The organism is Pseudomonas fluorescens group sp. PF-69 (assembly GCF_054481235.1).
In genome coordinates this window covers 4,897,932-4,909,715 of record NZ_JBTMNC010000001.1, presented here as the reverse complement: position 1 = coordinate 4,909,715, position 11,784 = coordinate 4,897,932, and the positions used below count along the sequence as shown (strand labels likewise).

At 55.8% G+C, this 11,784-nt stretch carries 13 protein-coding genes and 1 tRNA gene; 4 read left to right on the top strand and 10 right to left on the bottom strand.

The features are described 5' to 3' along the window. Positions 1-267 precede the first annotated feature (267 nt). A tRNA-Leu gene (locus tag ACX3YF_RS23275) sits at positions 268-370 on the bottom strand. 473 nt (positions 371-843) lie between these two features. Between ACX3YF_RS23275 and ACX3YF_RS23270 the strand changes: the two genes are divergently transcribed. The 4 genes from ACX3YF_RS23270 to ACX3YF_RS23255 all read left to right on the top strand — a co-directional run bounded on the left by ACX3YF_RS23270 (position 844) and on the right by ACX3YF_RS23255 (position 2,761). Beyond that, positions 844-1,272, top strand: coding sequence for a hypothetical protein (locus ACX3YF_RS23270; RefSeq protein WP_458974374.1), 429 nt, complete (start codon positions 844-846; stop codon positions 1,270-1,272). A 264-nt stretch (positions 1,273-1,536) separates the two neighbouring features. Further along, positions 1,537-1,746 (top strand): hypothetical protein, encoded by a 210-nt coding sequence (locus tag ACX3YF_RS23265; protein WP_090463389.1) that lies wholly within the window; start codon positions 1,537-1,539, stop codon positions 1,744-1,746. Positions 1,747-1,899: 153 nt separating this feature from the next. Continuing rightward, entirely contained in the window at positions 1,900-2,274 is a 375-nt protein-coding gene (locus ACX3YF_RS23260; RefSeq protein WP_458974373.1) for a helix-turn-helix domain-containing protein, read from the top strand. Next, positions 2,267-2,761, top strand: a complete 495-nt coding sequence (locus ACX3YF_RS23255; RefSeq protein WP_458974372.1) for an ImmA/IrrE family metallo-endopeptidase — start codon at positions 2,267-2,269, stop codon at positions 2,759-2,761. Before ACX3YF_RS23260 ends, ACX3YF_RS23255 begins: the two co-directional genes overlap by 8 nt. A gap of 1,250 nt (positions 2,762-4,011) precedes the next feature. Here ACX3YF_RS23255 and ACX3YF_RS23250 read toward each other — a convergent pair. The 9 genes from ACX3YF_RS23250 to ACX3YF_RS23210 are packed head-to-tail and all read right to left on the bottom strand — an operon-like array spanning position 4,012 to position 11,782. Then, positions 4,012-4,521, bottom strand: coding sequence for a lysis protein (locus ACX3YF_RS23250; protein WP_458974371.1), 510 nt, complete (start codon positions 4,519-4,521; stop codon positions 4,012-4,014). Beyond that, positions 4,518-4,865, bottom strand: coding sequence for a DUF6527 family protein (locus ACX3YF_RS23245; protein WP_458974071.1), 348 nt, complete (start codon positions 4,863-4,865; stop codon positions 4,518-4,520). Before ACX3YF_RS23245 ends, ACX3YF_RS23250 begins: the two co-directional genes overlap by 4 nt. Beyond that, positions 4,862-5,287, bottom strand: coding sequence for a cell wall hydrolase (locus ACX3YF_RS23240; RefSeq protein ID WP_458974370.1), 426 nt, complete (start codon positions 5,285-5,287; stop codon positions 4,862-4,864). Before ACX3YF_RS23240 ends, ACX3YF_RS23245 begins: the two co-directional genes overlap by 4 nt. A gap of 59 nt (positions 5,288-5,346) precedes the next feature. Beyond that, positions 5,347-5,745 carry a hypothetical protein gene (locus ACX3YF_RS23235; RefSeq protein WP_454838189.1) on the bottom strand — a complete coding sequence of 133 codons (399 nt, stop codon included), beginning with the start codon at positions 5,743-5,745 and terminating at the stop codon, positions 5,347-5,349. Continuing rightward, a complete protein-coding gene (locus ACX3YF_RS23230; protein ID WP_458974369.1) occupies positions 5,745-6,809 on the bottom strand; it encodes a hypothetical protein in 1,065 nt (354 codons plus the stop codon). The genes ACX3YF_RS23235 and ACX3YF_RS23230 overlap by 1 nt, the downstream gene beginning before the upstream one ends. Positions 6,810-6,812: 3 nt before the next feature. Beyond that, entirely contained in the window at positions 6,813-10,019 is a 3,207-nt protein-coding gene (locus ACX3YF_RS23225; protein ID WP_458974368.1) for a TipJ family phage tail tip protein, read from the bottom strand. Next, positions 10,016-10,615 carry a tail assembly protein gene (locus ACX3YF_RS23220; protein WP_458974367.1) on the bottom strand — a complete coding sequence of 200 codons (600 nt, stop codon included), beginning with the start codon at positions 10,613-10,615 and terminating at the stop codon, positions 10,016-10,018. The genes ACX3YF_RS23225 and ACX3YF_RS23220 overlap by 4 nt, the downstream gene beginning before the upstream one ends. Before the next feature lie 55 nt (positions 10,616-10,670). Continuing rightward, entirely contained in the window at positions 10,671-11,015 is a 345-nt protein-coding gene (locus tag ACX3YF_RS23215) for a hypothetical protein (RefSeq protein ID WP_458974366.1), read from the bottom strand. Between the two features lie 59 nt (positions 11,016-11,074). Further along, complete coding sequence (locus ACX3YF_RS23210) at positions 11,075-11,782, bottom strand: C40 family peptidase (protein WP_458974365.1); 708 nt, start codon at positions 11,780-11,782, stop codon at positions 11,075-11,077. Positions 11,783-11,784: the final 2 nt, after the last annotated feature.

Here is an 11,784-nt window from a genome sequence, read left to right as displayed (position 1 = left end):
GCCCACGTTCTCCATGCATTAAGGGATGTGGGGGAAAATAGAAGCCCCGGCGATTGCGAACCGCCGGGGCTTTGCTTTTTCATTCCCGCTGAGTGCCTGGCGCCGTCCATTCGGACGCCGCCCCAGGGCATGACGGAACGTGCATCCGCCATCGCGAACGCAAGAAGACATCACCAACGCAATAAATTGCGGGTCAACACCAAAATGGCAGCCCGGAAACAAACAAGGGTTTGCATCAGCTTTCGCCCGCAAACCCTTGATTTAAGATGGTGCCGAAGCCGGAATCGAACCGGCACGCCCTTACGAGCGGGGGATTTTAAGTCCCAAGGGAAAATCAATCAGGCCGCGCCCTCTGATAGTTTTTCCGGGCCGCAATCTTGACCGGAAGACTGCCATGCGAGCCAATGTTTCCGCATACCTGCAAATGATTGCGGCCCGGAAAAACCCTTCATCAATGCTGAAAAATGGAAGCTATCTAACGGTTTCTTATGATGGTGGTTATGCCGATTTTGCATACTCAACCGGATCCTATGCGCCCTCTCGGCCCCTAGCACCCCATGCTGGGGACTGTGCAGCGCTAACCTATTGAATTAAAAGAGATATAGCGCCTATTCACACCTGCAAAATATCCGTATTTTTGTGCTTATGCAAACGGAAAGCCGTGGCCTGTAGCGGAGGTTTTGCGCGCAAGCCGTAAATGTAAACAGAAAGACTCCTTCGCGTATCCATGACACCACCAGAAGCGATCGAGTTATGCAAAAATGCGCGCTTAATCAAACCCTGCTTAATGGTGAGAAGCCTCCAGGGCCCCTAGAAATAAGTACGGAGTCAACCCCAAATCGCATGAACAAAAAATATGAACGCTTTGGTTTGAGGCTTGAAATCACGGGCATGCTGCTACTGTTTTTTGCAACCTTTTGGGAGGCTCAATTTTCTGGCTGGTGGAGTACGCAGTCTGTTGAATTGCAATCCAGTATTCAGGAAGAAGTGAATCTTGCCGTGCTTGAGGCAATATCAGATATCGCGGCCATATCTGCTATTGATGACGATCCCGCCTTGGTGAAACGCATTGCCTCCCACGCTAGCAGGGCAACTAAAGAGACGGCGGTTAAAGCCATCGAAATGAGGGAGGATCGGCTACGAGCATCCAATAACCAAGGGGAGCATTACTCAAAAATCAAGCTTTGGCTATTCTGCCTGGGTGCTATCTTCATGATCCTCGGAAAAATACTATTTTTGCGCGCTTGCAACCCTGAAGGCACCACGCCTTGAGCTGATCAATTGGGGGGGCACCAAGCAATGGTCCCCACCATGTCAAGGTGACCCCGAAACCGACACAAGCATTTGATCTACAAGGAAAAATAGGTGTTTTTCAACAGATGAAAAACCGCTTCATCACCCTATAAGAATCAATAACTTAGCGTTGTATATTCCTACAGTAGCCACCCCCTCCCTGGCGTTCTGCCGACTGAATACCCCCCCATCCAAACCAGCTTACCGACTGCTACGCTTTCCTTGTCCACGGAGGAAAAGCACATGCCAAACTCAGACCTGCTCCCTTCCCTGCTATTCAAGATCAACGAAAACCAGCTCGCCCTGGAAGCCGCCATCATGGAGCTTACGCTTTGGGTTGAGCAGCGTGGCGCGGCCGATGTAGCCGACAACGTTCGCAGCGCCCTGGACGCAATCGACCGGAACGAGGAATTCATCAAGATGACGCTGGCAGTGATGATGACGCCGGAGTGAGGATAGATCGGCGAAATAGGCATCTGTCGCCTTCGGAACCGGACGCGACCAAAAAAAACCGACCAAAATTAAACCTTTCAACTAAAACGCTTGAATTTTGTTGAGGCACTGGATATTCTGAGGGCCAGATTCAATAAAACCCGAGGGTTTACCATGTCGCTTACAAAATTTGGTTCTGCGGTCAGGGAATATCGCCGCCAAAGAAATATTACTTTGACGACTATGGCTGCTGCGCTTGGCTCTTCTCCAGCGTTCTTGAGCGCAATGGAAACAGGCCGGAGCAAGGTACCTATGGAATGGGCCAGCAAAATCGCGAAGTACTTTTCTACAGCGGGAGCTCCCGTCCAGGAGAGTGAGCTGAAATCGTTGGCGTGCGAAGCTAACGATAGCGTCTCACTAGAAGGGCTACCACCGCATCACAAGATGCTAATAGCAGGTTTTGCAAATTCTCACTTAAACCAAGAACAGCTTGCCAAGCTCGGCAAATTGCTGACTGAAATATATGCCGAGGGCAGTAACGATGATTGAAGCAAGTGAGGCACCGTATCGCATGCGTGGACATCGCGTTCACCCATTTACTACCGACTTAATTGAGAATATTGCTCAGCGCGTTTGCCAGATTCTCAAGCTGGGGCGCCGATCATTCACACCCAAGCAAATCGGTACCACCATTCACACTCTTGAGCATCTTGGCGAAATTCATGTAGACGTGATTAGCAACGATGAATGGCTGGACTGTACAAAGGCAACGGTAGACCCGCAAGCAGGCATGATCTATATGCCAGACAAGTTGCATACCGAACTGATGAGGGGAAAATCAGAAGCAATACGAATTTTTTTGCACGAGCTAGGGCATGTGTTTCTCTGCCACAAACCTTTGCTTCACTTCAGCGAAAACCCTCCTCACGAAACAGAAGACTCTGAATGGCAAGCAGATTATTTTGCTGACGCAGTGATGCGATATTTGCACATTCCCCTGAAAGAGGAAAAGCAGCTAGAACTGAGACTTTTCTAATTACTCACACTCGCAATGTGAGAGCAAAACATGGAGCACTTGATCTGCCGATAAAGTAACCCGCTCACTTTACGCTGAGCTATATAGGAAATCAGATACTGCACCTCTTAGCGCGGCGCAGATCATACACCCCTGTGTTAGCTTTGTCCATACCAGCCGAGAGCGGCAACAATGAGACGAGGTCTGTATGAGTACTTATACCGACGAAAGGGGAACCTTTATTCTGCGCTGGACGCGCCATCTGAAGAATGGCGCGGTTATCAGAGCAAAAGGTAAACCTTTCAAAATCTACATCAGTAAAGCATAGGCAGATAGGGGTGCAACCCTTAAGCCACTGACTTTGCTGAAGTGAGCACGTGACGGTTAGCGACGTGCTTGCCTCGTCAATCCATGAATCTGACGTCAACGCTAGCGAAAAGACGATAGCAGAGGCTGGGATACGAGTCTATAACCGCTCGCCGACTTTATTGGAGTCGACGCCATGTCTTTTACATGTCCGATCGTTCGTCCTGTGCACGTCTGCGCCTACACCCGTATGCGCCGCGGCCAGCTTGAGTACGTGTGCAAACACTGCCGCAGTATGCCCAACCGCTAATTGCGGGCCGCCCTCCTCCAATGGGGGGGGCGGTTTTACCCTAAATAAAGAGACATCTTACGTATGCACATGACTTCACTTCAGGAATTGCATCGCAGCATGATTGCAATTCGTACCGATATGCAACAGTTTCAGATCACTATGGGGGTGGCGAGCTTTGATTGCCTTTTTTCCACCCGGGATGCTCCCTTCGTTCTTACGCTAACCTCAAGGGGCAACGCTCCAAAATTTTTCAGATTTGATGTCCTTCCTGGATATCGGATCAAGGACTATCTGGGAGAGATGTATGGCCCACTCCTCGAAGTATTGAGAGTAAACGGTGCGAGTGGGCAACCTTTGTCGCCGAAACCATTCTTGGACCAACTCAACAAAGCCATTCCGACAGACGCCCATCTGCGGAATCATCCAGTACCGTCAGAGATCATCAGGCTCAGACCCGACATCGTTGAAGATCGGGATCGCCCATTCTTCGATAGCTGGATTTATTGGGATCAAACCGTTTCCAGCCCCCGAGGACCTAGCGCTCAGAATCTCCAAAAGACTCGTTTGATGCTTGGTACCGATGCAGAGCGACATAGTATTGAAACAAGGGCCTCCACTAAGTGGAGCGCAGTCGACCTCGGGCGTGATTGGGTATCAACATCACGCAGAGCAGTTACTGGGTAATCGTCCGAACATATGCCTGACAGGCTGCCAGGGCGATCAATCCCTGGTCGCCGGCGTCGGTGATGCCGATAATTCGTTGAGCATGCGCTGGGTCAAGTCGGGCGCGCGCTCCTCCATGAACCACGCCGCCGGCGCCGGTACCGGCTGGCACTGAACAGCCACCGGCTGAATCCTCGGCAAGGAGGACTGACAGCCGCAAATCAGAAGTGGCAAGGCGATCGCGCAGACGAGCTTGGTCTTTTTGAGCATTGGTCAAAGCCTGATAGTGGGTGTGGTCATTGGTTGCGAGGCGCTGCTCGAGCGCCAGCCGCTTGTCCTGATCGGCGCGCACCTGGGCGGCGGCTGCGTTGCTTATGGAGGTCAGGTCATCCTTGTGCAGACCTGCCTGCTCGGCGAGCTTCTTGCCGTAGCGCCAGTCCTGCACCTTCCACACGCCGCCGGCGGTGAGCAGCAATGCCAGCACGCCGACCAGCGCCAGCTTTATCGACGTTGGTGTCATGGCTCGTCCTCCCAAGGTGGAAGGTCAACCGTCTGCCCAGCAAGGGCATGGGTGCAATCGCCCAGAAACTGAATACGCCCATCGGTGATGAACGAATGACAGGCCTTCTTCACGTCCTTGGAGGCATCGTCAAATTCGCCAGGGTTGTCGCTCGGCTCGCTCCACGTCACTAGGACCGAAGGGGTGAAGGTAGGCGTCTCGACATTTCCATTCCAACCCCAGCGAGGGCCTGGACCAGGTCCATGGGAAATCCCGTGGACCATCTGGCAGCCTGGGCATTCGAAGAAAAGCCGATCCTCTTCAGATTTGGCGAGAACTCGGGACACTCTACTGAAGGCGGTCATGGCACATCCTTGAAGAAAATGTGATGCCCAAGCGCCAGTGTCTGCTTAGCGCCCTTCACCCACACCGGTGGCTTCGGCATGGTGGTAGCGTAGTAATGCGTGGCGCCACCGGTGGGATCAGACACCTTGCCATCGATCACCTGGTCAGCAGCGATGCGTGCTTGGGCCAGTTCGCGGAATGGGATCTGTCGCGCTCCACTCAGAAAGGCAAAGTTCGGGTCGTTCTTGTTCCAACAGCTGAACTGATACGGCTTCTGGCACACACCGGCGTAGCCTTCGCCCCACCACGATTTGGCATTGCCGTCGTTCACTCGATTGCGAATGGTCCAGGCCACGGCGATCTGGCCAGCCAGGGATTCACCGCGCGCCTCCCCCCACAGCGTGCGCGCAAGGACATCACGGTCTTTTTCAGTTACAGGCATCACTTTTCTCCAGGCAAAAAAATACCCGCTCATGGCGGGCTGTTTGATCGGCGATTGCCTTAAGTCGGTCGCACCGGGCGAAGGGCTTGGTCGGGGAATCCGGTGGAGTTTTCTTTCCAGTTGCGCACTTTGGTCCGGTACTGCAGCCATTGAGTGCGCGTGCCGGGGAGCGGATCGGCGTCAGTGCTCCCACCTTCCAGCTCTTCGATGGCCATCAATTGATCTTCAATGACTGCAATTTCAGCTGCGCGCCATACCGCTTCCCTGATTTCTGGCAGTATTTCCGGTTCCTCATCAACAGGAGGAGCAGGCGAAGCAACCACCGCGAATCCATTCACAATCGTGACGTGCAGCCCCTCCTGCATGCCATTGAGGGCTTCAAGGTATTGCGCCTCGGTGATTTCTACAGCGCCTTCTGAATAGTCCTGGCTGATTTGTCCTTCGCTTGCGTAAGGCATTAGAGCACCCTCATGTAATAAGTGACGCCAATGTTCTTCACTCGCGTTTCGGTAGCAACGCGGGCGATAGCGCCGTTGACGCTCGGGGTATTCCCGTTTGCCTCGATATTCGCCACCATCTTGAATGCGTTATATCCGGCGGTGTTGTCGGTACCCGCCAGAGGCATAGTGTGGGTGTGGTCCTGAAGAGCATCCTGCTCGATGACCCCGGCGCTACCTGCCCGCAAGACTCGGCGCTCAGTGTTGATCAACCGCACAGTCAAGCCGTTGATCGGGCTTCCAGCTACGCTGATAACCCCTGTCGCACTGACAAGGGGGGCGGAGCCGGATACGCTTTCCGATACGACGGCCCCGGAGTTATAGGCATCCGCCGCCGTCAGCTTGATATAGCGGTAACCATTCCCGGTAGGCGGTGGGCTTGTGCCGGCCAGGTTGTCAAAAATCGGGATCGGCACCCCGATGGGCTGCGTGGCCCAACCGTCACTCAGTTGCAGGTCGCTACGGGCTGATGACCTTGAGTTGCGGGTGTAGCTCAGGCAAATCCAGTTGCCGCCCCCCAAACTCAAGAAATCAGCCGTGTCGTTCGCTGCCGTCGTGATGTTTGCATTGCCGGGCAGGATCAAAGACGTGACGTTGTAGGTGAGCAGCAAACTGCCCAGGAATCGCACGGAGCGCCGGGCACCCGCTGCAATCGACCCCAAGCCGGTAATAGCGGTCGTACCGCTGATCGCAACCACACCGGAAGTCGCCGCGCCGATATCGGTCAATGTGGCCGAAGCGATGGTTTGCGGCGTAGCGTCATTAATCGGTCCCGTCAGGGTTCCGCCGGAGATCAGGAGGAAGCTCTGAGTGTCGAGCGCCCCCATTTCCACCCAGCCGGTGTTGGCAATGTTGCGCCGTTTGAGCCGCCCCGCCGTCGTGTCCGCCCACCACTGACACGGAAATGTCGTGGCGGGTGCCAGCGGCCCGACACTGTTGGAGGCCAGCGCTTGCAGAGCGGCATTCATATCCGTCCGCACCGTCAGCCCCGGACCGTTTCCAACGTCCATATCGTGCTGCGACATAAATCAGTACCCCTTAGAGATGTAGTCAATCGAGCAGCCTGACTTGGCGACCCCACTGGAATTGCGAATGAAGACCGTGAAGCCCATTTCGGTCTTGGCTGAAACATCGAAGTAGTCGCCAGGCGACAACCCTTGCGCCGTCAAGCTGACCGCGGGAGAAGCGTTGAACGGTGGCGAATAGGTGATGGTCAGGCCGCCCACCGGAACCGGGATATCGTTCCCGCTCTCGATCCGATCCGGCATATCGATGACCACTTCGAGCTTGGTCACATCAATCCAGTTGGATGGCTGCAACACCGATCCACGAAGCTGGAAGTCAAACAATCGCGCGCGATAGTCACCGACAACGAAGGGCTTCCAGGCTGACCAGGCCGCCGGTGTCACGTCCGACGTGCGTACCCACAGCGACAGAGAGGCGCCATTGGGTGGATCGCCATCAATGCTGATCAGCGAATCAAAGTCAGCGATCGTGTCGACATAGGTGCCGTCGTCGTACAGCGCCGCGACGACATCCGCCGTCAGGCGGCAGTCATAGACGTGCCCCAAGTCAGCGAGCGCGGCGAAGCTGTAGGACATCGACAAGGCCGAACCACCGAACTTGTCGACCTCACCGAGCACGGCGTCAATGTCGGCCACGTCGTCAAACAGACCTGTGGCCGCCATTTTCAACACGCCACCACCGGCCGCTGCATTCACCACGGCGCCCGTGAAGGCGGGTGACTCGGTGATGGTCAGCACGACGTTGGCAGGCAGTGGCACTTGCGCGTCCGACCAGACCTCGATCACTGGCCCGCCCACGCCGGACGAATCGACCGCCCGGGCCAGGTATTTGCCCGGCAGTAGCGATACAACGGTGGACGTAGAGCGCCCCGCTACCTCGGTCAGCGGCAAGGCCGAATCCCATGTCGCCCCGACATTGCGCGAATGCCTGATGTTGATGCTGCCGCCCAGTTTCACGTCCAGCTCGGGAACGGGCTCCCATGCCAGGGTTGCCACGCTGTTGATGACATCGAGCCTCAGCCCAACCAGCGCCGACGGCGGCGCGAGCAGCGCCTGCGCGGTGTAGGTTTGAATGGAGGCAGGTCCGGCAAAGCCGAGAACAGATTTCGATGTCACCCGCAGCGACCACACGCCCGAGGAAGCCGAATCAAAATCGATGCTTGGCGTGGAAATCTCCGCGACATACTCCCAGTTGCCACCCGGTTTTTTAGCCTCGACCTGGTAGCGCATGGCGCGTGCCGGCGGTGTCCAGCTGACCGTCAATCTGGCAGCGGCCAGCCCGGTACCGGTGTCGTACAGCGACTCGGTAAACGTCAGTTGCCCTACTGCATCAGGCTTGCCGAAGTTGACGATGCTGGTCGGGTTATCGGTGTCCGGCGTGCCGTACTCGACCTCGTTGAACTTGTCGGGGTCGTAGGCCACAGCGCTGATCGCATAGGTGCCGTCATCGCCTTCGCTGATGCCGATAACACGGAATTTCTGCGTCTCTAGCGCAGCTGTCGAAAACGCCCAAGGCGCACTGGCCAGAGGTGCTGACGCCAAAGGCGGCGACACTGTGATGGAAGTTGCTCCAGCACCTACAGTCACGGCAGCGGTCGCGTACGATCCATCCGCCATCACTACGCCGACTATGCCAGTTCCGTCCGTACCGATTGGCGCATCCAGCAGCAGGTTTGATGCCGTGCTGCCAGATAAAAGCCGACCGCTATTGCGAGCACCTCCACGAAATGCATCTGCTACATCAATGATGTCGCCAGGCATTGGAATAGCCCCATCGGCGCCGGATGCAAAGGTGACCGCCTCGGTTTCGGCGTATAGCAACCAGCGGCCGAGACGGCGAGCCTGACCGCGCGACGTACAACCAACGGCCACAACGTCGCTTTGTTGAATGCGACCCCACTTGGCAATAAGCTCCGGCCGTTCAACTACCTCGACCGACTGCTTGTATTGCTGCAGTGGATCGTTCCAGGTAACGGCGGCGACGTTATAGCGCTGATCGGAGGCGACCGACTGATAATTGAAATCGCCACCGACCACATTAGAGTTGTTGAACGGATAGCGGCTCGAGCGCGGCGCATCCTGTATCGCCGTCAGCGATCCGCCAGCCCAGAAACAGATCGCGCGGAACACCGACACCATGTCGTTGACCAGTTTCCAGGCGTCTTGCTGGGTGGTCAGCGCCAGGTTGCAGGTAAACCGTGGCTCCATGCCGCCGTAGCCGTTCGGGACCATCTGGTCGCAGTACTGAGCGATGCTGTAGAGAGCGTATTTGTCGATCAGCGATGAGTCGAGCAGGCCGCCTAGCCCATAGCGGGTATTGGTCAGCATGTCGTACCAGACCCAGGCCGGGTTATCGGTCCAAACCCGCTTGAACGTACCATCCCAAGAGCCGCTGTAGGTGCGGGTGTCTCGGTCATAGTTGGTCGGAACCAGAACCTTGATCCCGTAAAGCAAAAAGGACATACGCGGGATGCTGGAAAACTGCTGCGCATCGATCGAAATGCCGACCATAGCGGTATTCGGGTAGCGCAGTTTTTCATCCCACAGCAGGGTCATGCTGTCGAAGTAGAGCCGGTTTTGAATGGCCGCACTGGTGGAGTCAGTCGACGTCCGGGTAACCCGAACGTAACGTGGCAGGCCACCGGACGCAGGCAGTCGCAGATAATAGGAAGACTGCGTGCGGCTCATGGTCTTGCCGGCGATGACGATGTCTTCGCACAGTTCATACCAGGCACCCGTGTCCAGCTTGCCCTCGATCTTGAAGGACACGGCCGAGCCGTTGGTGTCGCCGTTCTGCATGTTCTGTTCCGACAGTTGCGGAACACTGACTGTTATGCGCAAGGCATCGACATCGGTATCGGTGACAGCCCGCTCAACTGATTCAAACTGCTTGAGCTCTACACCGACTGATTGTTCGGCTTCGAGGCCGGTCAGGGGAATGTATGATTGCCACTGCGTGCCAGAGCGCGTATCAATCGATACGTCACTGAAGTTGAAACTCCCATCAGCGTTCTGCAGCGGAACATCATCGAAAAAAACTCCTTGCAGGCCGCCAGAAAATCCTTCTACTTCACCCTCACAAATCGCATTAAGCACCCGAACGTGCTGGCGAGACCTCAGGCTGTCAGGAGCCTCAACCGCCTGGCGCGCAGATCCACCACCATCACCACCCTTTCCACCACCCTTGCGACCAACAATGACTTCGCTCATGCGGGGATCGCCTCCGCCCAGGTGCCAATACCAACCACCATGGAACCAACCAACATCTTTCCGTAAACCACAGGCACAGGGAGGCCTTGCTGCGTCGAGTTGAATGCGCCGTTGAAGAGGTAGCTGGGTTTGTTTTCGGTGCTGGCTTGTTCTTGCTGGCTGGGTGACTTAGGAACTGGCGTGAGCATCTGCACGACACCGCCAATGGTCAGAGCGACACCCATCGACATTAACGCCGGGCCAGCCGGGCCAGCGAAAAACGAAGCTACAATCAGAACGACACCAACAACGGTCTGCAGTAGGCCTCCTCGCTTACTTCCGGAAATAACGGGAACAATCCGAATTTCTGTGGTGCCACTCAGTGTGAACTCAGACTCGCCGACGTTCTCGCGGTTACGGAAGATGGCAAATCGAAGACCCTGTCGAGCTGAATCACGGATGAAATCAGCGAATCCATCGACGGTGTGCTGCAGTGCGCTAAATGCTTCGCTGGTAGTTCCGGTTTCAAGCAAACGAAAATGCTCACGCCCGAAGGCTTTAGCAAGGCAGCCGGAGAGCAGAATGCGGGTCATGGCTTTGTCGTTGATGGCGTTCATGCTTTTTCTCCAGGCGTAAAAAAACCGCCCGAAGGCGGCTCATTGTCATATTCGATTACAGGCAACTGCGGACTGCATCCTCAAGTGCTCCGCGACCCAACATTTTTGACCAAGGCATGCGCTGATAAAGCGCAACCTTACTACCCTTCCCAGAATCGACCACCTCCAGCAGCTCGTCAGTCGTCATGTCGGTGGCGACAATAAGGCGATAACCGTCTTCGGTCTCCGACATAGTCGATGCTGATCGCTCCTCTTGCCATTTCGGGAAGACGCATAACGCATATTGTTTTGGCGATTTATTGCTCGCCGCGCTGATCGTTGGGTCATTTTTCTTCAGGTCACCAGGTGATGCACACCCAGCCAGCATCACTAGCACCAAAGCCCCTGCGAACAGTTTCATGTCGTTCCCTCATTGTGTTTTGGCGACTCTAGCAGGGAGTTTGCGCACAAATACAGGGCCTATCGCTTGTAGCGCATGATGTGGGTCGTGCACTCGCGGTAGGCGCGGCCATAGACTTCCTTGCAACTCAGGCGCCCATACAGGTGATGCAGCAGCACATCACCCTCAAGCCAAATCGCGCCGTGGCACGGAGTCGGGCTACCGATGGCCATGACTATCAAGTCGCCTGGCTCTGGTGTAGAAACAGGAACAAACCCAGCCCGCTCGAAGTTGTCGACGTACAGGTTTTCACCGTTGTGCCACCAGTCATCCTTGCGATGGTAGTCCGGAAGGAGGATGCCGAGCACCTGGCGGTAGTAATCGCGGACCAGGGTGTAACAGTCGATCACGCCATGGACAAAAAACCGGCCTTCGAGCGGCATTTCGCCGGCGGCCGGCATTTCGTGCCAGGTTGCAGCACCATCCTTCAGCCCGACAATCCACCAGGTCATGCGGCTGGCCGCGTGACTCGCGATATCGTGCAGGCTTGGCTCGGGGCCGGCATCAGGGTGCGAATGCACCACCGCGAAAATATCACCCAGATCTTCCGCAGCCGCGTAGTCCTCGGGGTGCAAGATGAAGTGATCCGGCTCTTCCGACTGATTGCGGCACGGCACATAGGACGGCTTTCCGCGCACGCTGACGACCAGACCGCATGACTCTCGCGGGTACTCAGCCAAGGCATGCGCCTCGGCGTCAGCCCGGCATTTCTCGAACAATTTGCTCATGG

What these genes read in the sequence shown, in the direction of transcription:
- ACX3YF_RS23245 (WP_458974071.1), bottom strand. Translation starts at nt 4,865, where the DNA reads ATGACCGCCTTCAGTAGAGTGTCCCGAGTTCTCGCCAAATCTGAAGAG.
- ACX3YF_RS23230 (WP_458974369.1), bottom strand. Translation starts at nt 6,809, where the DNA reads ATGTCGCAGCACGATATGGACGTTGGAAACGGTCCGGGGCTGACGGTG.
- ACX3YF_RS23210 (WP_458974365.1), bottom strand. Translation starts at nt 11,782, where the DNA reads ATGAGCAAATTGTTCGAGAAATGCCGGGCTGACGCCGAGGCGCATGCC.
- ACX3YF_RS23225 (WP_458974368.1), bottom strand. Translation starts at nt 10,019, where the DNA reads ATGAGCGAAGTCATTGTTGGTCGCAAGGGTGGTGGAAAGGGTGGTGAT.
- ACX3YF_RS23265 (WP_090463389.1), top strand. Translation starts at nt 1,537, where the DNA reads ATGCCAAACTCAGACCTGCTCCCTTCCCTGCTATTCAAGATCAACGAA.
- ACX3YF_RS23255 (WP_458974372.1), top strand. Translation starts at nt 2,267, where the DNA reads ATGATTGAAGCAAGTGAGGCACCGTATCGCATGCGTGGACATCGCGTT.
- ACX3YF_RS23215 (WP_458974366.1), bottom strand. Translation starts at nt 11,015, where the DNA reads ATGAAACTGTTCGCAGGGGCTTTGGTGCTAGTGATGCTGGCTGGGTGT.
- ACX3YF_RS23250 (WP_458974371.1), bottom strand. Translation starts at nt 4,521, where the DNA reads ATGACACCAACGTCGATAAAGCTGGCGCTGGTCGGCGTGCTGGCATTG.
- ACX3YF_RS23240 (WP_458974370.1), bottom strand. Translation starts at nt 5,287, where the DNA reads ATGCCTGTAACTGAAAAAGACCGTGATGTCCTTGCGCGCACGCTGTGG.
- ACX3YF_RS23235 (WP_454838189.1), bottom strand. Translation starts at nt 5,745, where the DNA reads ATGCCTTACGCAAGCGAAGGACAAATCAGCCAGGACTATTCAGAAGGC.
- ACX3YF_RS23220 (WP_458974367.1), bottom strand. Translation starts at nt 10,615, where the DNA reads ATGAACGCCATCAACGACAAAGCCATGACCCGCATTCTGCTCTCCGGC.
- ACX3YF_RS23260 (WP_458974373.1), top strand. Translation starts at nt 1,900, where the DNA reads ATGTCGCTTACAAAATTTGGTTCTGCGGTCAGGGAATATCGCCGCCAA.
- ACX3YF_RS23270 (WP_458974374.1), top strand. Translation starts at nt 844, where the DNA reads ATGAACAAAAAATATGAACGCTTTGGTTTGAGGCTTGAAATCACGGGC.